12 protein-coding genes are annotated in these 13014 nt (G+C 66.8%); 6 read left to right on the top strand and 6 right to left on the bottom strand.

Annotated elements, in window-relative coordinates; genetic code table 11:
* Positions 1 to 72: 72 nt before the first annotated feature.
* Together E4634_RS03975 and E4634_RS03980 are read right to left on the bottom strand one after the other, a co-directional pair.
* Entirely contained in the window at positions 73 to 465 is a 393-nt protein-coding gene (locus E4634_RS03975) for a YkvA family protein (RefSeq protein WP_135441311.1), read from the bottom strand.
* A gap of 5 nt (positions 466 to 470) precedes the next feature.
* Positions 471 to 1343 (bottom strand): helix-turn-helix transcriptional regulator, encoded by an 873-nt coding sequence (locus tag E4634_RS03980; RefSeq protein ID WP_135441312.1) that lies wholly within the window; start codon positions 1341 to 1343, stop codon positions 471 to 473.
* 66 nt (positions 1344 to 1409) lie between these two features.
* Here E4634_RS03980 and E4634_RS03985 point away from each other — a divergent pair, with 66 nt between their 5' ends.
* Positions 1410 to 1781, top strand: a complete 372-nt coding sequence (locus E4634_RS03985; RefSeq protein WP_135441313.1) for a VOC family protein — start codon at positions 1410 to 1412, stop codon at positions 1779 to 1781.
* A 133-nt stretch (positions 1782 to 1914) separates the two neighbouring features.
* Positions 1915 to 2466, top strand: coding sequence for an LOG family protein (locus tag E4634_RS03990; protein WP_135441314.1), 552 nt, complete (start codon positions 1915 to 1917; stop codon positions 2464 to 2466).
* A gap of 27 nt (positions 2467 to 2493) precedes the next feature.
* On the opposite strand, the gene E4634_RS03995 is transcribed toward E4634_RS03990, so the two are convergent.
* Positions 2494 to 2868, bottom strand: coding sequence for a VOC family protein (locus E4634_RS03995; protein ID WP_135441315.1), 375 nt, complete (start codon positions 2866 to 2868; stop codon positions 2494 to 2496).
* A 137-nt stretch (positions 2869 to 3005) separates the two neighbouring features.
* Here E4634_RS03995 and E4634_RS04000 point away from each other — a divergent pair, with 137 nt between their 5' ends.
* The gene (locus tag E4634_RS04000) at positions 3006 to 4427 is read left to right on the top strand and encodes a M20/M25/M40 family metallo-hydrolase (RefSeq protein ID WP_135441316.1); all 1422 of its coding nucleotides are present in this window, start codon (positions 3006 to 3008) and stop codon (positions 4425 to 4427) included.
* Between the two features lie 38 nt (positions 4428 to 4465).
* On the opposite strand, the gene E4634_RS04005 is transcribed toward E4634_RS04000, so the two are convergent.
* Together E4634_RS04005 and E4634_RS04010 are read right to left on the bottom strand one after the other, a co-directional pair.
* The gene (locus E4634_RS04005) at positions 4466 to 5422 is read right to left on the bottom strand and encodes an alpha/beta hydrolase (protein WP_135441317.1); all 957 of its coding nucleotides are present in this window, start codon (positions 5420 to 5422) and stop codon (positions 4466 to 4468) included.
* 9 nt (positions 5423 to 5431) lie between these two features.
* Positions 5432 to 6313, bottom strand: a complete 882-nt coding sequence (locus E4634_RS04010; protein WP_135441318.1) for a lysophospholipid acyltransferase family protein — start codon at positions 6311 to 6313, stop codon at positions 5432 to 5434.
* Between the two features lie 181 nt (positions 6314 to 6494).
* On the opposite strand from E4634_RS04010, the gene E4634_RS21435 reads away from it, so the two are divergent.
* The 3 genes from E4634_RS21435 to E4634_RS04025 are packed head-to-tail and all read left to right on the top strand — an operon-like array spanning position 6495 to position 11503.
* The gene (locus E4634_RS21435; protein ID WP_167854759.1) at positions 6495 to 6791 is read left to right on the top strand and encodes a DUF1330 domain-containing protein; all 297 of its coding nucleotides are present in this window, start codon (positions 6495 to 6497) and stop codon (positions 6789 to 6791) included.
* A gap of 46 nt (positions 6792 to 6837) precedes the next feature.
* Positions 6838 to 10497, top strand: a complete 3660-nt coding sequence (nifJ, locus tag E4634_RS04020; protein WP_206046788.1) for a pyruvate:ferredoxin (flavodoxin) oxidoreductase — start codon at positions 6838 to 6840, stop codon at positions 10495 to 10497.
* Positions 10490 to 11503 (top strand): dihydroorotate dehydrogenase-like protein, encoded by a 1014-nt coding sequence (locus E4634_RS04025; RefSeq protein ID WP_135441320.1) that lies wholly within the window; start codon positions 10490 to 10492, stop codon positions 11501 to 11503. The genes nifJ and E4634_RS04025 overlap by 8 nt, the downstream gene beginning before the upstream one ends.
* Positions 11504 to 11510: 7 nt before the next feature.
* Here E4634_RS04025 and E4634_RS04030 read toward each other — a convergent pair whose 3' ends face one another.
* Complete coding sequence (locus tag E4634_RS04030; protein ID WP_135441321.1) at positions 11511 to 12971, bottom strand: HAD-IB family hydrolase; 1461 nt, start codon at positions 12969 to 12971, stop codon at positions 11511 to 11513.
* Between the last annotated feature and the right edge of the window lie 43 nt (positions 12972 to 13014).

Here is a 13014-nt window from a genome sequence, read left to right on the forward strand (position 1 = left end):
CGCGTAGAATCAGCTTTAAGTATTGGAAAAATATTATAAAAACAATCTGTTAAGAGATTTATCTCAGCTGGATTATTCTTTCTCTTTGTCAGCGTCTCCGCCCTCCGGCGACGGCTGCTCGCCCCCGAACCACTGCGTCAGGCGCGCCTGCGTGCGCTGCCGCACGTCGTCGTTGACCTGGCTGGCGACGGTGGCCAGGGCCAGGGCCAGCACGCCGAGGTCGTCGGCGTAACCGATGCCCGGGGTCAGGTCGACGATGGCATCCAGCGGCGCGATGAAGTAGCCGAGGGCGCCGATGATGGTCGCCTTGGCCCAGCGCGGAGTGTCGTCCTGCTGCGCGGCGTAGTACAGCAGCAGCGCCTTCTCCACCACCTCGCGCCCGGCGGTTTTCGCGTAGCGGCCCAGTTTGTCGCGCAGGCCCTCTTCGCTATAGGCCTCTTCGTAGGGATTCGGTTGTTCGCTCATATCTGTCAGCCGAACAGCCAGGGCGCCAGTGCGTCGCGGTTGGCGACGACGATCTGCTGTGCCATGGGGTCCGTGCGTTCCTCCAGCGGGTCGATGTGCAGGAGCTTGAGCGCATAGGGTACCAGCCGCGCGCGGGTCTCGATAGCGAGGGCGCCATCGCGCATGCCGTAGTCGCACTCCACCACCTCGCGCTGGGCGGGGGACAGCCCCGGGTGCGGCTCGATGCGGATCTCCACCCGGGTGGTCCAGTCGCTGTCGCCCTCCACGCCGTGGGGCGAGGGGTCCATGATCTCCGGTACGTCGCGAAAGCGGCTGAGCACGAAATCCCGGTACTCCTGGTTTTTCTCGCACCAGGCGCGCACGTGCCAGCGCAGGCCGGTAAATACCAGCGTGTGAGGCACGATGATGCGCCCCTCGCGGTCCGGATGGTTGAGCGAGACGTAGTCGCACTCCAGTCGTCGCTGCTGGCGCGCCGCCTGCAGGATGGGACGCAGGGTCTGTGGCGCCACGTCGCGCACCGGCTGGGCGAGCACCTCGATATTGCCCACGTCCAGCGCCAGGGATTCGAACATGCCAGCCAGTTCGTTGTTGCGCGCCACCAGGTGCAGGTACTCGTCCGCCAGGCCCTGGGTGACGCGCGGTGAGAAGTCCGCGGCGGGCTTGTAGCCCTTGAGATACTTGTCGTACTCGAGGTTGCCGGGACCGACCTCGCGCAGGTAGTTGTTGATGTCCTTGCTCGCCTGCTGGCGGCCGATGCCGAAGGTGTCGCACAGGTGGCGCGTGGTCAGGCGCCCCTCCCACAGGGCGATGGTCTCGATGTAGCGGTAGCGCACCAGCAGTTCCCAGCGGAACGGCCAGCGCGGTTGGTCGGTTTGCATTGCGGCATTCACCTGGCGGCTCGACCTGCCATAATACAGGCGAGTGGCGGACAACAGGAGGGAGCGATGCAACTCGGCGCATTTTCGGTCAGTCTCGCGGTGAAGGATATCGCGGCCTCAAGAGCATTCTACGAGGCCCTGGGCTTCGCGGTGGTGGGCGGCGACCAGGACCAGAACTGGCTGATCCTGCGTAACGGCGACACCACCCTGGGCCTGTTCCAGGGCATGTTCGAGCGCAATGCGCTCACCTTCAACCCCGGCTGGGATGCCCAGGCCGGCAATCTCGAGGAATTCACCGACGTGCGTGAGATCCAGCGCCACCTGCGCGAGCAGGGTATCGCGCTGACCCAGGAGGCCGACGAGAGCGGCAGCGGGCCGGCGCATATCGCCATGCTCGATCCCGATGGCAACCCGGTGCTGATCGACCAGCACGTGTGAACGGGGTTATCCGATTGTCCCTGAGTGAACTGGTCCAGACCGGGCTGGAGCAGGCCGCGTTAGTCCAGGCCAGGCCAGTCCAGAGCAGTTCAGTTCAGAGCGAGTGAGTCCAGAACAGGTAAGGAGAACAGGCTTGCAATCCATTTGTGTGTACACCGGGGCCAACCCCGGAAACCGCCCCGCCTATGCCGAGGCGGCGCAGGCGCTGGCCAGGGAACTGGCCGGGCGCGGTATCACCCTGGTCTACGGCGGCGGCCATGTCGGCCTGATGGGCGTGTCCGCGGACGCCGCCCTGGCGGCGGGCGGCCGGGTGGTGGGCGTGATTCCCGCTGACATCGCCGAGCGCGAGAAACGCCACGACGGCGTCACCGAACTGCATGTGGTGGAGAACATGCACGAGCGCAAGATGACCATGACCAAGGCCTCCGACGGCATGGTGGCGCTGCCCGGCGGCCTCGGCACCATGGAGGAGTTGTTCGAGGTGTGGACCTGGAATCAGCTCGGCTTCCACCGCAAGCCGGTCGGCCTGCTCAATGTCGAGGGCTACTACGACAGCCTGCTCGCCTTCCTCGATAACGCGGTCGCCGAGGGCTTCGTGCGCCAGCAGCATCGCGAACTGCTGCTGGTGGAAACCTGCCCGGTGGCGCTGGTGGACCGTATGCAGGCGTTTGCGGCGGCGGAGTGATTCCCCGCGCCGCCTGAGCGGTCGAGGCTAGTCCGCCCAGACGTTGGCTTTGGCGTCAAACGCGGTGGAGGACTTGCGCACCACGCAAAACCGCTGTCCGGTGGGCGCCTGCATCACGCACCAGGTGCTGACCTTGCCCACCCGTTGGGCGCCGAGGGCCTCCAGTCGGCGCACCTCTGCCTCGATGTCGTCGGTCTCGATATCCAGGTGCACGCGGCTTTCGTGTTCCACCTTCTGCACCTCGATATGCAGTTCGTCGTGTGGGTCCTCGAGGACTACGTATTTCTCGTCCTCTTCGCCGGACAGGGCCATGCCCAGTGCCTGGCTCCAGAAATCCGCGGCGGTTTGCAGGTCCTCGGTCTGGCAGTCGATGATGAAGCCGACCAGTTTGCTTTTGTGCATGGTGAAAATCCTGTCGTTGGGCGCGCCGCGGTCGCGACGGCTGCTGGAGTATTGGTGACGGTCCTCCGCTCGTCCAGTGGCGCGTTGCCCGGCTGTAGGGCGAACGCGTAGTATCGGGGTTTCGAGGAGGTACCCGCATGTCCCGTTTCCTGTCCACTCTCTATCGTTCTCACTCGCTGGCGCCACCGTGGGCACTGGCGCTCCTGCTGGCGCTGGCGCCGCTGTCCCTGGCCCGCGCCGGGGAGGGCGCTGCCGAGGCACAGGCATTCGCCCAGCGCGTCGCGCAGGAGAGCCTGGCCTACGAGTTGGTCACTTCCCTCACCACCGAGGTTGGGCCGCGCCTGGCCGGCACGCCGGAGGAGGCGCGGGCGCGCCGCTGGGCGGTGGACAAACTCAAGGCACTGGGTTTCAGCAATGTGCGCCAGGAACCCTTCGAGCTACCGGTGTGGCGGCGCGGCCTGGAAATCGCGGAGATCACCGCCCCATTTCCGCAGCCGCTGGCCGTTACCACCCTGGGCGGCAGTGTCTCCACCGGCCCCGAGGGCGTGGAGGGCGAGGTGTTGTCCGTAGCCACGGTGGCCGCGCTGCAGGGGCTTCCGGCGGACGCGGTGGCCGGGCGTATCGTGTTCGTCGACGAGGTCATGACCCGCACCCAGGACGGTTCCGGCTATGGTGTGGCGGCGGCCAAACGGCGCACGGCGGCCTACGCCGCCCATGAAAAAGGTGCACTGGCGGTATTGATCCGCTCGGTGGGCACCCACAGCCATCGCCTGCCGCACACCGGCCAGATGCGCCGGGTGACCGAGCCCGGCGACAACCCCGGCGTACCAGCGGCGGCGCTGTCCGCCCCGGACGCCGACCAACTGGCCCGGGTACTGGCCCGCGCCGGCAGCGCGCGCGTACGCCTGGTGCTTACCCCGCAGCAGCGTCCCGCCGGCAAGTCCGCCAACGTGGTGGCGGAAATTCCGGGGCGCCTGGCGCCGCAGGAGATCGTGCTGGTCGGCGCCCACCTGGATTCCTGGGACCTGGGCACCGGTGCGGTGGACGACGGCGCCGGCGTGGCTATCGTCACTGCGGCGGCCAAACACCTGATGGATGCCATGCCGCGCGGTCCGGCACGCACTGTGCGTATCGTGCTGTTCGGCGCCGAGGAGGTCGGCCTGGTCGGCGCCAAAGCCTACGCCGAGGCGCACCGTGAGGAACTCGCCAACCATGTGATTGCCGCGGAGTCGGATTTCGGTGCCGGGCGTATCTGGCGCTTCGATACCGGGGTGGGCGAGGGCGCGCGCGACGCGGCACTGGCACTGGCGCAGCCGATGGCGGTGTTTGGTGTGGTGCCCGGCAACGACCGCGCCAGGGGCGGGCCGGACCTCAAATACCTGCGCGAGAGCGGCGTCCCGGTGGTCACCCTGCTGCAGAACGGCCTGGATTATTTTGACCTGCACCACACGGCGGACGATACCCTGGACAAGATCGACCCGGACGACCTGGCGCAGAATGTCGCGGTGTATGCCGCCTTCCTGTACCAGGTGGCCAACGGCGGCGAGCTCTACCGCTAAACCCTCGCGGCGCAGCGGCTTGCGCCACAAGCCGGCCGTCACTGCTGTGCGGTGGCGCCGGCTCCCTCGATAAACGCTTCGATGCTCTCCAGCACCTGATCCGGGTAGAGGCTGAAGGCGGCCACATGACTGCCCCATTTGCCTTTCCAGGCGAGTCCGGCGCGCTCAGCTTCGGACACAGGGGGGACTTCCAGGTAGCTGATCTGTGGGTTGTCACACGCCACAGCGCGGGCGAACCCGGCCAGCGCTATCGGGTCTTCCGGGTCCTGTATCAGCAGGGTGGGGGTGCGCATCCGCGTGGCGATCGCCAGCGCCTGTTGCTCGCCCCCGGGCAGGCCGTAGCCGTCAATGGCGACCCGCGTCGACAGGCCGAACAGGGCCGGCGGCAGCCCGGTCTCGGCCCAGGCGGCCTGGGCCAGCACGCTGGCGGTGTCCAGGGCCGGGTCCAGCAGGATCACGCCGTCCACCGCCGCGCCGGCCGCCAGGGCCTGCAGCGCGGTGGCGCCGCCCATCGATACTCCCATCACGAATTGCGGCAGGTCCGGGCTGCGCTCGCGCATCCAGGCCAGGGCGGCGAGCGCGTCGATTTTCTCCGTGCGCCCGAACTGCAGTCCGCGACCATCGCTGCCAGAGTTGCCGTGGTTGCGCAGGTCGATGGCGGCGACGGAGATGCCCTGCTCCACCAATGCGCGGTAGAAGTCCAGGCTGCGAAAAAACTCGCTGTTGCGGCTCGAGCCGCCGCCATGCAGGAATAGCAATGCGGCGCGGGGCCGGGCCGCGGGCATCCACCAGCCGGCGATGGACAGCGCCTCGTCCGCCAGTTCCAGGGTGAAGTCCGTGTAGGCCAGGCCAACATTCGCAGGTGTCACAGCGATCGTGTGCGGCGGCCGGTAGATCATCTGCCGCGGCGTATACCAGCCGAACACGCCGGCTCCTGCAATGACCAGCACGCTGGCGGCGACTGCCACCAGCGCCAGCCATCTGCGTGCGCGCACGGGAGCGACTCAGATCGTCAGCAGGCGGCGCAACAGGCCCTCGTTGCCGCGGTTGCGTGCCCGCACCACCATCATCTGGGCGATCTGTTCCTCGATCTGCTCTGCCACCTCACCGCGGATCTTCTGCTGCTGGCGCTTGGTCGGCGTGCGCCCGGCGTAGCGGCTGAGGTCTATGGGCTCGCCAAAGCCCATGTAGATGCGGTGCGGCTTGGGAATCAGCGTGCCCAGCGCGCCGACCGGCAACGGCGGCAGCATGTCCGGGCGGGTGTTCTCGTTGAGTACCCCCAGGCGCTTGAGCAGTGTGCCGAGGGGCGAGTCCGGAATGTCCTGGCCCTCCAGCAGGTGGCCGTACAACTCGTCCGGGCCGACCGTGCCGAAGGGTACGATGGTGTAGCCGTGCTGGGCGGCCAGGCGCACAAAGCCGTAGCGTTCGCGCCACTGCAGCTGGTAGATCTCGCTGGCCGGCTTGACCGCCTCGTGGGCACCGCCGGGGAATACCATGATGTCCTGCCCGGCTTCCATCAGCGCGGAGCATACCTGCGGGTGGCCCAGGGCGCAGCCATAGTCCTTGAGGAACTCGCCCAGTTTGGGCGAGGCGAACAGGAAACGGTCGGCGAGGCCACGCACGAAGCGACCGAGGTCGTTGAAGAAGATCGGACCGAGCAGGTAGCCGTCCAGTGCGAACAGGCTGTGGTTGCCGACGAACAGGCAGGGGCGCTCGGGAATTTTCTCCGCGCCCACCACCACCGGCTTGAACACCGTGTGCACTACTCGATGCAGGACATTCAATGCAGTGCCCGAAGGCGCGGTCACACCGAGGACGTCCTCGATATGCGCTTGCAGTGCGGCCTGTTCGTCGAAGGGCTGGGTGTTCTTGTCGATGATGGACATGCCGGGCATCCGTGGCCGTGAAAGGGGTTCCAGTATAAAGCCTTCGGCGGGATCGGGCATCGGCTGTCGCGCCGGGCGCGAGGTGAACGCCGCGCAATTCTTGATACAGGACAATGCGTATCGGACATGTGCCGGTATGTTGGTTAACGGTGTGATGACCAACGCGGCAACGGGTGAGCCGATGACAGCCTACGCTATCATGGATGTGGATGTACTGGATATCGAGGCCTACCTGCGCTACCAGCACGCGGTGCGACCGCTACTGGAAAAAGCGCAGGCGCGCTACCTCGCCCGTGGCGGCGAGTGCGAAGTGCTGGAGGGGCCGGAAGCCTCGCATTGCCTGTTGCTGGTCGAGTTTCCCTCCATGGATGCGCTGACGGATTTTTACCACAGCGAAGAGTACCTCGCGCTCGAGGAACAGCGCCGCGCCTGCAGTCGTTCCTCCCTGATCGCAGTGCGCGGGCTCCACGATCACTGAGCAGGCGGGCCGGCGCTGCGCCGCGCCCACCACCTGGAGAACTGGCATGAAAGACACCGAGGGCATGGTTACCATCGACGGCAACCAGGCGGCTGCCACCATTGCACACCTGGCCAGCGAGGTAGTGGCGATCTACCCGATCACGCCGGCCTCGCCGATGGGCGAGTTGTCGGACGAGTGGTCCGCCAACGGGCGCGCCAACCTCTGGGGCACGGTGCCGCGGGTGGTCGAGATGCAGAGCGAGGCCGGCGCCGCCGGCGCGATTCACGGCGCGCTGCAGGCGGGGGCACTGGTGACCACGTTCACCGCGTCGCAGGGCCTGCTGCTCATGCTGCCCAACATGTACAAGATCGCCGGTGAACTGTCGCCGACAGTGTTCCACATCGCGGCGCGCTCGCTGGCCTGCCAGGCCCTGTCGATTTTCGGCGACCACTCGGACGTGATGGCGGCGCGCCCGACCGGCTTCGCCATGCTCGCCTCCAACTGCCCGCAGGAAGTCATGGACCTCGCGGCGATCGCCCACGCGGCCACGCTCACCAGCCGGGTTCCCTTCCTGCATTTCTTTGACGGCTTCCGCACCTCCCACGAGGTTGCCAAGCTGCAGGCCGTACCCGAGTCAGTACTGCGCGCGCTGTTCGATCCGCAGGCGGTCGACGCCCACCGGGCGCGCGCGCTGTCGCCGGCGCACCCGGTGCTGCGCGGTAGCTCGCAGAACCCGGACGTGTATTTCCAGGCGCGAGAGGCGGTGAACCCCTTCTACAGCGAACTGCCCGGCGCCGTCCAGGCGCTGATGGACCGCTTCGCCGAACTCACCGGCCGGCAGTACCACCTGTTCCAGTACGAGGGCCACCCGGAGGCCGAGCGGGTCATCGTGTTGATGGGCTCCGGCGCGGAGACCGTGCACGAGACGGTGGAGCACCTGGTCGCCGGCGGCGAGCGCGTCGGGGTGCTCAAGGTGCGCCTGTATCGCCCCTTCGACGCAGCGGCCATGCTGCAGGCGCTGCCCGCCAGCGTGCGCGCGCTGGCGGTACTCGACCGCACCAAGGAGCCGGGCGCCGACGGCGAACCCCTGTACAAGGACGTGCTCGCTGCCGTCGCCCAGGCGCACTGCGCCGGTGAAGAACGCTTCGCGCAGATGCCGCGGGTGATCGGCGGGCGCTACGGGCTGTCCTCGAAGGAGTTCACCCCGGGCATGGTCTGCGCGGTGTTCGCCGAGCTCGATGCCGCCAGTCCGCGCAACCTGTTCACCATCGGCATACACGACGATGTCAGTCACACCAGCCTGGCCTGGGACCCGGGTGTGCGCACCGATGCACACGCGGACACCTTCCAGGCGGTGTTCTACGGCCTGGGCAGCGACGGCACCGTGAGCGCCAACAAGAACAGCATCAAGATCATCGGTGAATGCACCGACCTCTACGCCCAGGGTTACTTCGTCTACGACTCGAAAAAATCCGGCGCGGTGACCGTGTCGCACCTGCGCTTCGGTCCGCAGCCGATCCGCTCCAGCTACCTGGTCGGCGAGGGCGATGCGCGGTTTGTCGCCTGTCACCAGCCGCGCTTCCTCGACAAGTACGACGTGCTGTCCTTCGCTGCGCCCGGCGGCGTGTTCCTGCTCAACTCGCCGGAAGCGCCGGACCGCGTGTGGCAGAGTCTGCCGGCGCAGGTACAGCAGCAGATCATCGACAAGGACCTGACCCTCTACAGCATCGACGCCTATGGTGTGGCCGGGGCCAGCGGCATGGGCAAACGCATCAATACGGTGATGCAGACCTGCTTTTTCGCCATCTCCGGCATCCTGCCGCGGGCGGACGCGATAGACGCGATCAAGCGCGCGGTGGAGAAGACCTACGGGCGCAAGGGCAAGCGCATTACCGAACTCAACTACCGCGCGATCGACGAAACCCTGCAGTGCCTGCACGTGATACCGCGCGGGGCAGTTGGCGCAGAAGGGCCGACACCGGTGGCGGCTGAAGTGACCGGCAGCGATTTCGTACGCCGGGTCACCGCGGAGATTATCGCCGGGCGCGGCGATCTCATCCCGGTCAGCGCCATGCCTGCCGACGGCAGCTTCCCGCTGGGCACCGCCGCGATTGAAAAACGCAATCTCGCCCTGGAGATCCCGGTGTGGGATACCGACCTGTGCACCCAGTGCGGCAAGTGCCCGTTTGTCTGCCCGCACAGCGCCATCCGCTCGCGGGTATTCCCGGCTGCGGCGTTGGAACACGCGCCGGCAGACTTCAAGTCGGCACCGGTCAAGGCCAAGGGTTTCCCCGAGGGCTACCACATCAGCTACCAGGTGGCACCGGAGGACTGCACCGGCTGCGGCCTGTGCGTGGACATCTGCCCCATCCGTGACAAGTCCAACGTCAGTCACAAGGCCCTCAACATGGCCTCGCAACCGCCGTTGCTCGAAGCCGAGCGCGGCAACTGGGATTTCTTCCTCTCCCTGCCGGCCTATGACCGCCGCGAACTCAAGGAGAGCACCATCGCCGGCGCCATGCTCATGGACCCGCTCTTCGAGTTCTCCGGCGCCTGTTCCGGTTGCGGCGAAACCAGCTACCTGCGCCTGGCCTCGCAACTGTTCGGCGACCGCATGCTGGTGGCCAACGCCACCGGTTGTTCGTCCATCTACGGCGGCAACCTGCCGACCACGCCCTGGACGGTCAACGGCGAGGGGCGCGGGCCGGCCTGGAGCAACTCGCTGTTCGAGGACAACGCAGAGTTCGGCCTGGGCATGCGCCTGGCAGTGGACAAGCAGCGCGAGATGGCCCGCGAACTATTGCAGGATTTGCGCGATGCACTCGACCCCGCGCTGGTGGATGCGCTGCTGGCGGCGGACGAAAGTGACGAAGCAGGGATTCACGCCCAACGTGAACGCGTCACACAACTGGATGAACAGCTGCGCGGTATCGACAGCGACAGCGCCCGCCGGCTGTTGACCCTGTCCGAAAACCTGAGCCGCAAGAGCGTGTGGATTGTCGGCGGCGACGGATGGGCCTACGATATCGGTTATGGCGGCGTGGACCACGTGCTCGCCTCCGGGGAGGACGTCAACATCCTGGTGCTGGACACCGAGGTGTATTCGAATACCGGCGGCCAGACTTCCAAGGCCACCCCGCGCGGTGCGGTCGCCAAGTTCTCCGCCGGCGGCAAGCGTACAGGCAAGAAGGATCTCGCACTGCTGGCCATGGAGTACGAGCACGTCTACGTGGCCCGGGTCGCCTATGGCGGCAAGGACACGCAGACCCTGCACGCCCTGCTGGAAGCCGAGGCGCACCGAGGGCCGAGCCTGATCCTTGCCTACTCGCCGTGTATCGCCCACGGCGTGGACCTGTCCGGCAATCACCGGCAGCAGGACCTCGCGGTGAACAGCGGGCACTGGCCGCTGTTCCGCTTCAACCCGGCGCAGATCGACAGCGGCAAGGCGCCGATGAAACTGGATTCAAAACCGCCCAGCGTACCCTACCGGGACTACGTGCAGAGCGAGACACGCTTCAGCATGCTGTGGCACACGCACCCGGAAGTGGCCGAACAACTGGTGGAGGAGGAGCAGCGCTTCGTCAATCACCGCTACCACTTCTACCAGCAACTCGCCGGGCTGGACTGGAGCGACAAGGAACTGGTGGCACAGGTCAAGGCGCAGCGCGGTACAGATGCCGCGGCCGCAACACCGGCAGCGGAGAAGGAGAAACACGATGGTTGATTTGAGCACGCGCTACCTGGGGCTGGACCTGAAAAACCCGCTGGTGCCCTCGGCCTCACCGCTGTCCCGGCACCTGGACACCGCGCGGCGGCTGGAGGATGCCGGCGCCGCGGCGCTGGTCATGCACTCCCTGTTCGAGGAGCAGATCGAGGCCGAGGACGCGCGCCTCGCACGCTTCTTCCACCAGCAGTCCCTGGGCCATGCCGAGGCGGACAGCTTCCGCCCGGTGCCGGACAACTACCGCAGTATCGAGGAGCAGTACCTGGAGCAACTCCACGCGCTGAAAAGCGGCCTGGACATCCCGGTGATCGCCAGTCTCAACGGCACCACCAATGGCGGTTGGGTCAGTTACGCCAAGAGCCTGGAAGAGGCGGGCGCCGACGCCCTGGAACTCAACGTGTTCTACATACCCGCCGCCTTCAATGACGACGGGCAGAAAGTGGAGCAGCGTTACGTGGACGTGCTGAGCGCGGTGCGTGAGCAGGTGGCTATCCCGGTGGTCATGAAACTCTCGGCGCAGTTCACCGCGCCGATGCATTTCGCCCACCGGTTGGAGGAGGCCGGGGCCAGCGGCCTCGCGTTGTTCAACCGCTTCTACCAGCCGGACATCGACCTCGAGACATTGGAGGTCACCCCGCAACTGCAGCTGTCCACCTCTGAGGAGGCGCTGCTGCGCATCCGCTGGCTGGCCATCCTGCACGGCCGTACCCAATGTTCGCTGGCGATTACCGGGGGCGTGCACAACGTCAACGACGTGGCCAAGGCGCTGCTGGCGGGGGCCGACGTGGTCCACATGTGCAGCGCCCTGTTGCGCCGCGGCCCGGGCCACCTGGCGGTGGTGCTACAGGCCCTGCGCGACTGGCTGGAACAGCGGGAATACGCGTCGGTGGAACAGATGAAGGGAAGCGTGAGCCAGCGCACCGCCACGGATTCCGCGGCCTTCCTGCGCGCCAACTACGTCAATGTGCTGGACAGCTACCAGCCACCGCCCGGCGTGCACTGGTAGGGTTCTCTCACGCGCTGAGCGTGTGCGGTAACGCCGCCTGGGGTGACTTGCCGAGCAATTCGCTGTAGGTGTCCTCGAGGTCGCGGCAGGCGCCGCGCACACTGGTAATCGACTGCGCCGGAATCGGCTCGAGCACCGTGACCCGCACCCGCGCCGGCCGCACCAGGAACGCGCCCTTGGGCAGCGCGTCCTTCACGTTGTGCAGCACGATAGGCACGATCGGCACCCCGGCTTTTTTCGCCAGCAGGAAGGCGCCGTGCCGGAACGGCTGGATGTCACCCAGGGTACTGCGGGTGCCTTCCGGCGCGATGACCAGCGAGCGGCCGCTCTCCAGCGCCGCCAGCGCGCGCTTGAGCACGGCGCCCTGGTCGCGCTCGTCGCGGTCGACGAAAATCGTGTCCACCTGCTGCAGCATCGGCCCGATGATCGGCTTGCTCGCCATTTCCTTCTTGCACAGGGCTACCACGTCGTCGCGCAGCAGGCGTGCCAGCACCACCGAATCCATCAGGCTCTGGTGATTGAAGATATACACCACCGGGCGCTCCCGGTGCAGGTTGTCGTAGCCCTCGATATCCAGTTCCAGGCCGGCGAAATTGGAGGCGAAGTCGCCGACCATGCGGGTGACGCGGTTGGCGTTCAGCGCCGGGTCCAGTCCCAGCTTGCGGCTGATCGCGCCCAGGGCGGTGGCCGCCAGCAGTGATTCCATCACCAGCGCCGTGCGCGCGATGTTCTCCAGCTTCGGCATGCCGCGGCTGGCGAAGTGCAGTTGCGGCCAGTGCTTGTTGCGCGCGTGCACCGCGAGTTTCTCCGAGGGGTTGACCGCCACCGGGTGGCCGACCTTTTTCAACAGCGGCAGGTCGGCGCTGGCATCGCTGTAGAAATAGGCGTGCTTGAGCTGGCAGTCGAACTTGCGCGCTACACGGCGCGCTGCCATGGTCTTGCCCTCGCCGTAGCACAGCGGGGCGATCACGTTGCCGGTGAAGCGTCCCTGCTGGACCTCCAGCTGGGTGCAGCAGATCTCGTCGATGCCGAGGATGCGCGCCACCGGTTCGACCTGGTAGCGACTGGCGGCGGTGACTATGACCAGGTGGTCGCCAGCGGCGCGGTGCGCCTCGACCAGGGCCACCGCCTCCGGGTAGAGGTTGCGCGCCAGGCTGTTGTCGAAGGCGCGGTTGCCGAGCTCGCGCAGGGTGGCTTCATCCACCCCGGTGAGGGCCCGCGCCAGGCGCTTGACCAGCTTGTGGTAATTGCCGCCGCTGCCGGCGGTGCGCTGGCGCAGCACCTCCTGCATGATCTTGGCGGCGTCGGCGAGCTTGCCGCGGGTGGCCGCGTGGCGGGCGGTCTCCATACCCATGGCGAGGATCGAATAGCCCGCGATCAGCGTGCGATCGAGGTCGAAGAAGGCCACGCGGCCGGGGCCACCTGTATTGCTCGCGATGCTGTCGAGATGTGAGTCCAGCGTGTTCATCGGCCAACCCCGGCCCGGGGGGCCGTCTGTGTTTCTGGTTAAT

Source organism: Mangrovimicrobium sediminis (assembly GCF_004745945.1).
In the GTDB taxonomy this organism is placed as follows: domain Bacteria; phylum Pseudomonadota; class Gammaproteobacteria; order Pseudomonadales; family Halieaceae; genus Mangrovimicrobium; species Mangrovimicrobium sediminis.

Coding starts and splice junctions, on each gene's coding strand:
- E4634_RS03980 (WP_135441312.1), bottom strand. CDS start 1,343: ATGCAAACCGACCAACCGCGCTGGCCGTTCCGCTGGGAACTGCTGGTG.
- E4634_RS03975 (WP_135441311.1), bottom strand. CDS start 465: ATGAGCGAACAACCGAATCCCTACGAAGAGGCCTATAGCGAAGAGGGC.
- E4634_RS03985 (WP_135441313.1), top strand. CDS start 1,410: ATGCAACTCGGCGCATTTTCGGTCAGTCTCGCGGTGAAGGATATCGCG.
- nifJ (WP_206046788.1), top strand. CDS start 6,838: ATGAAAGACACCGAGGGCATGGTTACCATCGACGGCAACCAGGCGGCT.
- E4634_RS04010 (WP_135441318.1), bottom strand. CDS start 6,313: ATGTCCATCATCGACAAGAACACCCAGCCCTTCGACGAACAGGCCGCA.
- E4634_RS21435 (WP_167854759.1), top strand. CDS start 6,495: ATGACAGCCTACGCTATCATGGATGTGGATGTACTGGATATCGAGGCC.
- E4634_RS03995 (WP_135441315.1), bottom strand. CDS start 2,868: ATGCACAAAAGCAAACTGGTCGGCTTCATCATCGACTGCCAGACCGAG.
- E4634_RS04030 (WP_135441321.1), bottom strand. CDS start 12,971: ATGAACACGCTGGACTCACATCTCGACAGCATCGCGAGCAATACAGGT.
- E4634_RS04000 (WP_135441316.1), top strand. CDS start 3,006: ATGTCCCGTTTCCTGTCCACTCTCTATCGTTCTCACTCGCTGGCGCCA.
- E4634_RS04025 (WP_135441320.1), top strand. CDS start 10,490: ATGGTTGATTTGAGCACGCGCTACCTGGGGCTGGACCTGAAAAACCCG.